Raw genomic sequence first — 14864 nt, forward strand, 5'->3', positions numbered from 1 at the left:
TTATAATGTTTACAAAACAATTAAATGATTTTGATATAGATAACTAAACTAGTTTATGTTAAAATATAAATTCATTTCATCATATCCTCAAAAAAAACTCTTAATTTTAAATTTTAACATCATTGAATCATTTTATTAAATAGAAAGAATAAGATACTGTGTAATATATTCTATCTGCATTATAAATGCAAAAATAGACTTATTCTTATCCAAAAATCATGGTTTACAATTCAATATATACATATTAGTAAATGTACTTAGTCATGTAAAAATCTCAAAAACTCTCACTGTAAATATTTTAGTATTAGTATGATTCAACACGGAGGATTAATGCCTTTACGGTGTGCAATAAATATTGGTTATACATGCTTTTTATTTTTATATACAACTCTAATTATTAAAAAATCAAATCTAGATACACTATAGTCTATGAAGTCAAATCTAAACTATTTTTTATAAGCAAGATAAGTATTCAGAAAAAATTCAAACGACACTGAAATCACTGCATACATTAATATATAAAACATAAATCTATATGAAATTACTATCTTAAATAGAAAAATAATCACTACTGTGCTATGAATTAACTCTCAATCGTCAATACTAGTTTTCATATATTTTATCAAAATGACAGAAACCTACAGAATATATAGTATTTTATAAACTACTTATATATACTGAAAACTAATTTTCAGTTTTCGCATCCTCTATTTCTTAGTAATCTTTCTAGAAAAACTATGTGTATATTATTAATAATTACAAAAGAAATTTTTAAAAATATAGCTTAATTTACTCGAGCATATTTTACAAGTATAGTAAGAAAATTCATATAAACAGTAATCGAAGCAATAATAAATTTTTATAATTTTTTAATATGCAAAATTGTTTAGAACAAAATGCTACTCATGAAAATTTATAAGGCAGTCAACAGATTTCTAACATACACAATACATCTAAATCAAAATTTAGGATTACGACATGCAAGTTCAGTAACAATAAGAAATGTAAAAACAAAACATTTTATCTTCTAGATGGTGGCTTAACAACAATAGTATACCTAAAGAACATATTATCAGATAAAATTTTATATAAATAAAAATTCATAATATTGTATACTAAGCTTAATCATACAATTAAAAAATACTAAATTTTATATTTTAATACATTTTTAAAACATGAAATAGTCAAACGCATACAGAATGCACTACAATAAGATCTAATAGAATATAGAAAATTCTGAGAAATATGGTTATAGTCACATTGACTATCTCAATAATTTATAGAAACAATTTTAAATAAAATATTTAATATTAATCATCGATAGATTATACATTTTGTAATAACTCTAACGCGATTATAAAAATCTTTACCATTTACATTTTTGAAATTAGCTTTAAAAATACTTTATTATTTTCTATATATTAACATGTAGCAAGAACTGCGTATGAGGAAATTAATATAGAAAAAGCATCAATTGAAATGTTGTTATAATATAATATTTCCAGTTTATTATGTGATGTGACATTATACATGTACTTATATTATTTTCTAATATATAAAGTATTACTTAAAGAGTTCATTTAAATAAAATTCTCTTATTTTCACCTCTCTTTAAGAGCTGTAATACTATCTAGTCACTTCGTTTTTTAAAAATCACGTAGTCTTCTCATCGTCATCAAGTAATCATCCTAATTCACACCACTTAATAATGAAATTCTATGAAATGCACACTTCTTATTGTACTTAAAAATATCAGAATAACTTATGAATAATATTAACGTTTAAATCCGATTTTGAATAAAATTACAACATCGAATTAACGATAACTATTTTGACTGAAACAATATTGTCATTAAAAATTAAAACAACTCTCAATAAAATATTAATGATCTTGTAAAATAATATAAAAAAATTCTCTCTATGAAGTAAAAAGAACTCTTTTATTACATAATTAACTCGTTAACATTAACTTTATACACTGGAGTATTTATTTCATTATTTATAGATTTACTGTCAAAAAACTGAATATATTACTATATGCACTTTTAATATTAATAGTAATTTTAGCAATATACTGATATCTTTTTTGTACAAATATACATAAATTCATTAATAGTTTTTCTTTACTTGTTTATATATACTTGACGTTAACAGATTTTAGTAAAGTCTAGCTTTTTCTGCGATAAGCCTTCTAAGAAAATATTATGTAAAATATAAAAAAATTTTAATTTAAACTCCTTCAACTAAAAACAGTTTAAATACACCCAAATTTCTAAACGTGTTACTTATATAACAACAATAGCAGATCGTTAGATACGATAGTAATGTTTTTTTTAAAATATTAATAAGTATACAGTAGTTCTGAAAAAATTAGAATAGTTAGCAAGCCAATGCCGACCGGGTACTATTAAAATAAGTAATTTTTATTGTCTTTATGAAAGAATACAAAAGATCATCAAAAATCTTTGGATAACCTCAAAGAGGTAAATATAATATCTCAATCTGAACTGATAAAAAAATTATAAGTGTAATTAACTACAATATCTAGATAAATATTCTCGCTATCGTTATAACTACTAAATAAACATTATAATCGTTATGCTTAAACTATACAGAAAAACAAAAAATTTACTCACTAGTTTTTAAAAAATAGTTTGCATGTATAAAAATAAAAATTTTTAAGAATTCACTATCAAGAAACTGAACTAAAATTATTATTAAAGAACAAATTCTACTAATTCAAATTCATACAACCACCCCATTAATCATTTGAATGATTGTTAAACATAACAAAAAATATGTTTACTTTCTTTTTGATTCTTAAAAACTTAAATTTATTAGTCTTTTCTTCCTCACAGAAAGAAAATAAATACGAGATGAATAAATTTATAGCATATATTATAGTAGCTATCACTCTGTTTTATTTTACGATATTTAACGACATTTTTCTCATTAATTCAATTATATTGCACATAATAATCAAATACTATATCACAATATAATTTATCTTCATAATACTATCATGAAGATCAAGTCTAGTGTTGTGATAGATACTCTCTGCAAATAATCGTGTCTAACACATACATTACACATGAAAATAATGTTATTCAGGACAACAGTTATAACAATGCTTGTTTATTTATCATACTACACATTTTGACTAAAATAAAATACAAAACACTTGAAATATCCATCAAGATATATTATGTAATTTTAGAGATTTTTATTCCCATCATAATATTTCAAAACCCATATTTATACGATTAAAAATTTATAAATTAATATTTTACACATTAATAATCATAAAACACCATCCGTCCTCAAAATACTTCTAACAAAAAACTAAAGAATTATTTTATTTCTATAATTTTTCTATCATTTAATATTGCATAAGATATAGTGATTTTTTTAAACAATACTACAGTGAATCTCTTACTGTTGAATACTTTGAAAATACACATTAAAACACGGAATAGTTTATACATATACATTACCTACAAACATATGCGTCTAGTATGTTTCTAAAAATAAAATATGATTTCTTAAACGCATATCTTAATTACTATTAATTACATATAATTATAATCTAATTTAATGTATTAAATATAATGATTTTTAAAAAAATCTTCATTAGCAGTAAGGGTTTATCGTCTTTAGTTTTAAAAATCTTGAATAAAAATATTTTATATCATAATCTATCAAGAGACTTTTTTATAAAATACCATGAAAGAATTCGATTTGAAAGAATAATTCACTCGATGCTGATATAATAAACACGATTATGTCAGTAAAATGATTAAAAAATTATTGCATTAACAAAGTGAATTAATTACATAGTTATTTATGTTTTTCTAATTGTTTTGTTAAACTATAATGAATGTATAGTATTAGATTTTACTTTGATATCTCAAAAAACAGAGATGCTTCTGACACATAAATCATTAATAATAGAAATCATATCTGAAAGCTTTTATCTTAATTTATCCTGATAAATCAAGATACTTACAGACTTGTGTTACGGATAAACAATATACAAATAGAATAGATTTTTAATCAATCACTGGAAAATGTTTATTATTAATTAAATTCTTATATTTAAAATATTTCTCAAAAAGATCGTGTGTTAAAATCTTGTATTTAATTTAAAGAAATCAATCATGATTCAATTACACAAATTATAGTTTAAGATAGTAAAATCCTGTCATAGATTGAAAAGATTTCTTTTTTAACTTACATTAAAAAATAGACAATTTTATTTAGTAACATTGTAATTGACACTAAATGATTTTATCAATATTTTAAGTTATTCACGTTTAGTTATGAACTAAACAAATAGTTGCATTTTGACTCAAGGTATTTTATTAATACTACAAGTTATTTATTTTATTACATAAATAACGCATATCAAGCAACGACTAAAATTTTATTAATATAATTATTGTTAAACTTCTATATATTAATACTAATTTTCTGATTTAAAGTTGCATGATATACCAATATAATTTAGGGATTTTCTATGTACATACTTTTCTTCAGTTAGTATTACTAGCTTTTAATAAATTTCCAGCATACATATTCTTTACCATCTTTAATATAATAAATCTGAAGCCATCACAAATACATCGTCATTAATTAGTAAAATAATCATCACAAACTGACCTCAGAAAGTAATCTACACAAAATTTACACAGATTAGTAAATAATTATTAATAACAATAAAATCAATTTACATTCATAATTACTATAAACTTATATATCAAACTGACTGGATGCTATTTTACTAAATTCAGTTGGCGCTAGTATTCATGATTTTAAAAATAAATCTCTTGACTCAGGGAATATTGTAAGACTTTAGAATATTAATATAGAAATAAAAAATCACATGTAAGCTGAAAGAGATATATATAAAATAACAAATAATTTTATTAGACAATAATCTAAGCTAGATATGTTTTAATTAAATACATTTTAGTCAAATCAATTATTCAGTCATTTTAACATAACAATTAAAATACTTTCAACACCAAACTTAAACAACCTAGTTCTTATTTTAAAAGTAAAAATTATTTTGTAGCAAGTTTGATATCTAATAATTCAATATCAAACACTAACGTTAAATTTGTTGGAATACCTGGAATATTGTTAGGACCGTAAGCTAATTCAGCAGGAATTACTAATTGAATTTTTCTACCTTTTAGCATGCACTAAACCTTCAGTCCATCCTTTAATTTCTGAATTTAAAGAAATAGTCAATGGCATATTACGTAAATATGAGTTATCGAATTCACTGCTGTCGCTCAGCATACCTTTATAATAAACAATAACAGTATCTTCTACTTTAGGTTTGATACCAGTCCCTTCTTTTACGATTTCATATAATAAACCAGACTTAGTTTTTAGAACTCCTTGTTCTTTTACGTATTTTTCACGATATTCCGCACCAACTTTTTTATTCACCGCAGATTCATCTTTCATTTTTTTCTACAGCTTCTTTAACCTCAACCTCAAATTGACGTATTGTCTCTTCAACTTCTGCATCCGTCATTTTACTTGTTGTATTAAACGCTTCCTGAATCTCAGTTAATAACTGTACTTTATCTAAATTAATACCAATTGTTTTTTGTTCGTCTAATAAGTTTTTCATATAACGACCTAAAGACATACCTAATGCATAAGCATTACGTTCTTGCACTGATTTAAACGCGCTACTTGTTGGTATTGTTTTAGTGATTGTAGTAGCTATAACTTCTGAAGTATGAAAAGTCATTGTTAATATTGTTATTAAAAAACTTGCTTTAAACAGTAATTTCATCTTAATCCCCAATTTTATTATAAGTTATTAACTAATGTCGTATTATAGATAATCGCTTTTAGCATGTACTTTTATACGTTAAATTATATAATTTCTAGTTTTTATTACGCGACTAAAAGATGCTAAAACTTCTTCAATCTATATGCCTATTTAAATAGTCTAAATGATTATTTACATACATATAAATGAAATTATATTCATTATAAAACATACTAAGCAATAAAATAATGACTCAGTCAATATTAATAAAAAGATTATAACACCCGTCTCTTTGGATAAAATTTACCTATTAATTTATAAGATTTGATTATCATAATAGTTTTATGATGCAAACTATAGAGAAGTATCACAATAACTTTATTAAGTAACTTTAAACAATTATTTGCAGCATTAAAAAATATCTTATGAATAAGTTTCTATTGCTTCACTTAATCAAAAACATCACCAACACAACAGATACCATTAATAACAATGCAAGTGTGCATGTGTATATTTTAGCTCACAACATCAAGATGTTTCAAATATCTTATATTATAAAACCATAAAAAAGAATACCACCAACAAATCATTAATCTTCATGGACTTACAAAATAAAAAGTATTTTCCTATTTTAATGTTATAATATTTAAAATATATTCAGTATTTTTATACAATAGAGAGACCATAAATACTAGATTTAAAAACTGTATGAGGATATTCTATATAATATCAGTTGTTCTTTTATAGTAAAATTTATTTTTTAAAAAATTAAAATAGATAAAACTACTTAATTACTTAAATTGATATGTAATATAACAATATAAAAATATTTTTATGAATACATAACTATGTTCTAAAAATACATAAGTTATATATTTACTTATTTTTTTAAATATTAAAAATTATAAACAATACTTTATTTATTTATTATATTACGATTTTACTGATAGTATATAAATAAACTTTGAGTATATTCTTCCGTAACCCATTATTTAATCTAAGAAAACCGCTACTGAAATGACAGTATTTTTACATACTACATTTTTGTGATTAACGATGTATGCATTATAGTATTATACACTCAGAATCACATAACATGATTAGTATACAGACTACTTTAGGTGCAAAATGTATTAACTAAATTTTGAATGTCTGCTAAAGTAAAATAAGAGTATTTCTCACGAGTTATTTGTTTAAATTTCAAACAATAATATACGCTAGCATCTCAGATACTTTCATATTCTTTTAAACTCAGTCACTGAATACATGCTAGTTGATTTTATACACGAAAGCCTTGACATTGAAAATAAAAATTTTTTTATCATTTAATAGTTTTTTAGCTTGTTAGTTTTGACTATAAACTATTGAAAATAGTATAACTATAAAACACTAATAATTTATTAATATTTTACTAAATCGAAGGAACAAATACTAGATCCAAAATAAAACTCGTTAAGATTTTCATTTTTCATGTATCTAAATAATTTTTTAAATAGATACAAAACAATAGTAAATATCAATATTGCTTTATGAAGCATGATCAAAATAGAAAAATTTGCAATGAAATGCTTAAATCTAAAAATTTATAAAATATAAACTTTTCCCACATGTGTTCCTGTCTGTGATAAAAGATAAATATATAGTGAAATAGAATTATTATCGATACTCAGTCGACTGTCACTAATATAGATCAGTCATTGAAGTTACTAGTTCAGTAAAATAATCAATTCATTTGACCTAAACACTTTTTATTAATATTACAAGTTTAATTTAGGTAGTGATTAATTGCACAATCTTTAAATCTTAACGAAGATTTTATTAATATAATCATTATCCATTGTCCATATTGAAATTCTATCTCTCTTACTAAATACCGTAAGATTTGACGACATAGGTTAGAGTTTATTTTTATACAATAACCTTTCTCTTTGAGTAAACTGATAAGTTGTAATATATTTTCAACATAGATGCACTTAAGATCTTATTACGTAATATTAATCACAATGTTATAAACTATTTTGCTATTAGCAAACACATAATTTTAATATTAAAACAAACATTAATAATGTAACAATTTTCATAACTAAATTAATAATTGTTAATGAAAATAAAATAAACTTCAAACATATCTACATGTTTTGTAAAGGTAAAAAGCTAATTGTTACTGTTGGACTTAGTTTATTCAACAAACTTGTTATATTACAGTTGTATACCCTAAAATTAAAAACTTGAGTTAATCAATGAAGCTGCATTATTCTACATCATGACGACCACTTTACATTGCAGATATAGATATACGTTTATTTTTCTATACTGCTATTCAGTCCAAGACTATTACATTTAACATGTAAAATTAATAAAGTATAATTTAATAAAAATCAATTATTGATTAATTTTACTTTTAAGATTGAAAATCATTTAACTAAATACTATAAATGCATAAGTTTACCCTTGACTAAAGATTTACTACTAGTTTATATTAATTGGCTTTCGACTAGCTGTTAATAATAACTTAATATTTAAATTTTCTTATCACATTCAATCTTATAACTTAGTATATTTTATAATTAACGATCATATTATTTTCCCTGTAAGTTTTACCTAGTGTCTTGTGTCATTTTGTATCATAGCGCAGATTTTTTATTGACTAACCTCTTTCTATTTATATATTTCACCGTGCTCTCGACTTTAATTTTTATTGACAACTAATTAATTGATTATTTTATACCCTGGCTTACATTAACCTTCGATTAGCATGTTATCATGCTAAATTTTTATTATAACGTATTATCATAATTTTATTTGCAAATGAATCTTTTATTTAAATAGTGTATTGTATATACGTTAAATTATATAAACATTAACTCTATTGAAATACTTAACTATTGAGTAGCTATGCTTATCACAATAACTACGCTAATCACCCATATAATAATTATTTAATCTATTTTAACAAAGAGATTTAACACCTGTTTATTTAATTAAAATTTAACTATTAATTTATAATATGCAGTTATTGTTATAGTTTATTTATAATAAAACCATACAGGAGTATCCACGTGAATGTATCAAGTGATTTTGAACAACGACTTGAGCTATTAGAAAGTAAAACCGCTTTTCAAGAACGTACGATCGAACAACTTAATCAGATTATTACTAAGCAGGAAATGCTATTAATGAAAATACAAGAACAAATATGTATTATAGTTAAACGATTGACAGCATCTCAGATTTATGATCTTGCCAGACAAGAAGAAGAAAAGTTACCACCACATTATTAATTTTTTCTTTCTGAACTAGTTAACAAAAAAATTTTTATATATTTTCATACTGAAGATATATTCAGTATTGTGTATACAATTAGAGCATAATATACATACAATTAATCAACTAAAATATAACATGAAAACATTTATAACTATTTTTTAAATTCGGTCCGAGATCATACACGTTAGATAATTACATTTTTTAAATCTCATTAAAAATGCAGTATATTCCATATCATTATTTTAATACTTTCTAAGTATATAATGTGACATCATTCATAAATATTACACTTATATAATAAGTACTAGTGACACATCTTGACGCCTAAAATAATTTTGTGTAGCATAACTTCACACAAACATTTTTTTTGAACATGACATTATTAATTTACAATATAGTAGAACTAAGGAAACATAAAATATTTATCACGATATCTTATCTAATTCCAGAGCATTTTTAGTCATATTATAACTATTTTATTAGCTATATCTTATAATTAACATTTTCTTTAATCATCACAGAAATAATCTTTGCATTTACACAGAAGCTTACATTAACTTCGTTAACTACATATTGAATTCTAACTTAAAGCAAGCGTCAGCTTTTCTAATGTGTTTGTTAGATTAAAATATTTTTTCAACTGATGTCACTATTATAATTTTTTTTCAGTACAGTGTTATATAAAAATTATTATATTTTAAAAAGATTCTGAGTTAGTATTAGAGAAGCTTTGTTTATTTTATGAAGACAACAAAAATATGACAGTCACACTATATTATCATTACTTCTCAGTATAAATTATATCATACATACAAAAACAATCAAGTAAGAGAGAATAGTTAACTTATTGTCCCAGTAGAAAAAGTTTGTTAAAAAATTAACAGAAAATCTTCTAACTAACAAAATAAATAATTACCATAATTTCTTTGCTATCTTTCCAGTCACTTCATTCAGCTTTAATAAAAATATTATATTTTTATTAAACGCTGCAAAAATCAAAAATAATTTCATAGTTATAATTTCATATAGAATATAATATGTTCAGAATCAAAATTAAACCTGAAAACTAAGTATCTTTTATTTTTATAAACAAATACACTTCTAGATATTTATTATCCCTGATAATGCTATAAATAAATTATTGTTTTATCAACATTAATTCAAAAATGTTATTAACATCACTCATATTACAAAATAGGTGACAATAATGTTTCAAGTTTATTATTCTAATAAACTAGAACTATTAAAAAATCTCATGGCTCATGTAATGGAGCATACACCACTCGATAATCCATTTGAAAAAGAGATAATTTTAGTAAAAAATTCCGGCATGTCCCAGTGGTTAAAAATTGAATTATCTAAATATTTTGGAATAGAAGCTAATATTGATTATCCTTTACCCTCTACTTTTATCTGGAACATTCTTTATCAAATACTACCAAATGCTCCTAACGAAAGTGTATATACTAAACAGGCTACCACTTGGAAGTTAATGAAAATTTTACCAGAAGTTATTGATGAGAAAGAATTTAAATTATTAAAGCATTATCTTCAGAAAGATTTCGATAAACGAAAATTTTATCAATTATCCGCACGTATTGCTGAATTATTTGACCGATACTTACTGTATCGTCCTCAATGGATTGAAACATGGCAAAAAAACCAACTGGTTACAGAACTTGGTATCAATCAATTATGGCAAAAAAAATTATGGCTACGGTTAGTAGCCCACGAAAAAACACTCGGTCAAGCATCATACAATCGATCAAATATCTACAAAAATTTTATCAATAAGTTATTAAATGGCACTCATTCACATAAAGTATTACCAAAACGTATTTTTATTTGTGGAATTTCATCATTGCCTCCTTTATATATACAAATTTTTCACGCACTTTCTCAACATAGCAACATTCACTTTATGTGTATTAATCCTTGCCGTTACTATTGGGGAGATATCCATAGTCACTCCTTTCTTAAAAAACTACAAAAACGTAAATTAGTTCATTATGTTCATAAACATAAAATATCTCGCTTTAAAACAGATAAACATATCTTACAGTTATTTAATACTAATGGCGAACAAAATATTATTAACCCATTACTTGCATCATATGGTCAATTGGGAAAAGATAACCTCTATTATATTTCTCAGATAGATAACGCGCATGAAGTTTCAGCATTTATAGATACAAATCGAGATAACTTACTACAAAATCTACAACAAGATATTTTAGATCTTGAGAACAACGCTAAACTAGGAAGGTCATTAAAAGATTATGATTCAAGCTTAGGTAAACGTCCATTATTATTACTAGATGAATCAATAACTTTTCATTCCTGTCATAGTGCTCAAAGAGAAATTGAGGTTTTACAAGATAAGCTATTAGCATTATTCGAAAAAAATCCTGAATTAACACCAAAAGACATTATTGTAATAATTCCAGATATTGATAGTTATACACCGTTTATTCAATCTGTCTTTGGTCATACAGATTCAAAACATTATATCCCTTTTTCTATTTCAGACCAACAAGTCTTAAAAACAGATCCTATTTTTCAGTCATGTATTTTTTTACTTGATTTAGAATATAGTCGCTGTTCAACAGAGCAAATAATTAAATTACTTGAAGTATCTTCATTTTCTGATCGTTTTGGAATTAATAGAAACGAATTAGGGTTACTACGACGTTGGATAAATGAATCCGGGATTCGTTGGGGACTAGACGATGACAATATCCGCTCATTGTCATTTCCGGTAACAGGACAAAATACATGGAAATTTGGTTTAAGCCGCATGTTACTAGGTTATGCGATGAATAGTCAATATGGTCCTTGGCTGGATATTTTACCTTATGATGAATGTAGCGGCTTAGCAGCGCACTTAGTAGGAAAACTAGCATGCTTAGTAAATTCATTAAGGGAATGGCGTGCTCAATTAACAATTAAACGTTCACTGAGTGAATGGAAAGAGATCTGTCAAGAGCTAATTACTCGCTTTTTTAAAATTCATCATGATTCAGAATTAATCCTTTCTGTTGTTTTAAAAAAATGGAATAAAATTATTGAAAATGGAGTTAACTCAGGTTATAATGAAGAAGTACCTTTAGATATAATTCGTAATGAATTAGCTATGAGTTTTAATAATAAAAAAATATGCCAAAACTTTCTTACAGGAGGTGTTAATTTCTGCAAACCAACACTTATGCGTTCAGTTCCTTTTAAAGTAGTGTGCTTGCTTGGTATGAATGACGGTATATATCCTCGGAGTCTTCCTTTATTAAGTTTTGATTTAATGGCAGAAAAAAAAATGAAAGGAGATAGAATACGTAGAGAAGATGATTGCTACATATTCTTAGAGGCAATAAATGCAGCAACACAACAACTCTATATCAGTTATATTGGATTATCAATTCAAAATAATCAACTATACAACCCTTCTGTTCTTATAACAGAACTATTAAATTATATCTGCCAAAGTTTCTGTCTAGAGAGCGATATACAATATAATATTGATAAAAGTGCACAACGAATTAAACATCACATTGTTATGCAACATAGTAGAGTTCCATTTTCCAAAGAAAATTTTACTCCTAATATTTCTTGTCAAAGTTTTTCAAGTGAGTGGCTACCAGTAGCAAAAACAATACTTAAAGAAAAAACACCATTTTTATCTGTACTAGATATTCGTGAGCCTGTAACTAAAATAACGATCGAACAAATGTTATATTTTTATCGTCATCCCATTAGAAATTTTTTTCAACAACGTTTAAAAGTTTATTTTGATATAGAAGAAACTGCACTACCAGAAGATGAACCCTTTATTTTAGATAAAGGTCAGCGTTATAAAATAAATGAGCGAGTTTTATCACTGTTAGTGAATAATAAAGATTTGACTCCTTTATATCAAAAATTAAGAACTACAGGACAGTTACCTGCTAAGAAATTTGGTCAGCTAATTTGGGAGCAACAAATTAATGCAATAATACCACTTGCAGAAAAAGTGAAAGAACATTATACGAAATCATATAATTATATTATTGACACTCAAATTATCGGTATTAAGATAACTGGTATAATAAAAGATGTGAATGTAAAAGGCATATTGCATTATCGACCTGCTAATTTAACCGTATATGATGCTATTCAGTTATGGATAGAACATTTAATGTTTAACTTATTAGTTGGTGAAGGTGAAAGTACTACACTTGGCTGTAATAACAGCATATGGAGTTTTTCTATTATAACACAAAAAGATGCGCTAAAGTATCTCGAGCAGTTAATATCAGGTTATTGTGAAGGACAAAATTCACCTTTGTTGTTGTTAAATAACAGCGGCTGGAATTGGTTGTCAGCGTGTTTTGATAAAAACACTAAACAATATGATTTTATTTCTAAAGAAACTCAACAAAAAGCACTATCTATTCTACTACACAGTCTTGAAGGCTCTTCAAACAAGCGAGGGGAAATGCAAGATGATTATGTATTACGTGTTTATAGTAATGTTAACACAACATTGATTCAAACACTCCTACATAATACTCGGCGTTACCTTTTACCGATGGTAAAATATTTAAAATAAAATAGAAAAATATTGAAATCTGCTATGTTGGTTAAACCACTTTTGTAGATCTTATTAAAAATTATAAAAAAATAATAACGAACTAATCATGACACGATAGGAGAATTAGCTAAAAACAAAATAATCATTAATATTAATATTAATTCTTATCAAAAGTTAAAAAATAATTTAATAGCTAGAGTTTTTATAACTTAATATTTTAATAGGGCACTAAAAAAAAGTACTTAAACAAGATTCTTTATTAAAATTTTTATAAATATATACATTTACCCTGTCAAAAAATTATTACAGTACATCAAACTAATTACTGTCTTTAAATTAAAACAGTATTTTAAAAATAGAAATCAATAGATTAACTAATGTTATTAGTTAAGCAACTCACACTAAGTTTCCTTGATAAAAAACATCAGCCTATTCACACCAACTGAAAAAAGTTCGTTTCAGAGAAAAAATAATCATTCAAAAAAATCAAAATATATTTTTATGAAAATACTGCTTTATTTTCTGATAAAATCATTTTTTATTTTAGAATAAAAATTAAACAGTAAGCTACCAAAGTAAACTTATGAGACTTTTAAATATTACTACTCTAAAAATTTAATGAACCGTATAATTTATTATAATTAATTAATTAGTAATATCGCTACAATTATGATGAACATTAAAATGGTTTTTAATTTTTCAAATAAAATCATTAAAAACTAATATTTCAGCTCTAATTAAAAATAAGAAAGATATATAATAATATATTAAGTAGTTAATAACAATCTAGTTATGATATATTTAAAAATTTACTAATATCTTAAAAAATTATTTAACAAGATTTGATGATTTATGATGACTCATCAAACTAAAATTACTACAGATACCTTATTAGATATTAGTTTAAAAAATAAAGTTTTTAATATCATAAGAAAATTGCTTTGTCTATTTTCGTAAACTTGAATATATTAAACAAAACAACATTAATAAAAAAACTATTTAATGAAATAGGAGAAGCATTACATTGTTATTTTCACAGTGGATTTCACGTAAAAAATAAACTAAATTGAATGCAGTTTCAATTAATAATAAATATTCCTGTTAATCATATACTAAATTTAGATCTAAATACTAAATGAACCCATTTAAATATTTAAATTCATTTGTAATATATAACGAATTTTATGCAGAAATACTACAATTTTCAATAAATACACTAATACTGAGTATATATTTTATATA

2 protein-coding genes and 1 pseudogene are annotated in these 14864 nt (G+C 24.3%); 2 read left to right on the top strand and 1 reads right to left on the bottom strand.

The genetic code is table 11. From position 1 onward, the window contains the following. Positions 1 to 5063: 5063 nt before the first annotated feature. Positions 5064 to 5812: pseudogene (fkpA, locus tag GFV14_RS03175) on the bottom strand (FKBP-type peptidyl-prolyl cis-trans isomerase). Positions 5813 to 8850: 3038 nt separating this feature from the next. Here fkpA and GFV14_RS03180 point away from each other — a divergent pair. Together GFV14_RS03180 and recC are read left to right on the top strand one after the other, a co-directional pair. Beyond that, a complete protein-coding gene (locus GFV14_RS03180) occupies positions 8851 to 9072 on the top strand; it encodes a SlyX family protein (protein WP_457914224.1) in 222 nt (73 codons plus the stop codon). A gap of 1193 nt (positions 9073 to 10265) precedes the next feature. Further along, a complete protein-coding gene (gene recC / locus GFV14_RS03185) occupies positions 10266 to 13640 on the top strand; it encodes an exodeoxyribonuclease V subunit gamma (protein WP_457914225.1) in 3375 nt (1124 codons plus the stop codon). Positions 13641 to 14864 lie beyond the last annotated feature (1224 nt).

It is taken from the genome of Candidatus Hartigia pinicola, assembly GCA_020541205.1.
Taxonomy (GTDB): Bacteria; Pseudomonadota; Gammaproteobacteria; order Enterobacterales; family Enterobacteriaceae; genus Hartigia; species Hartigia pinicola.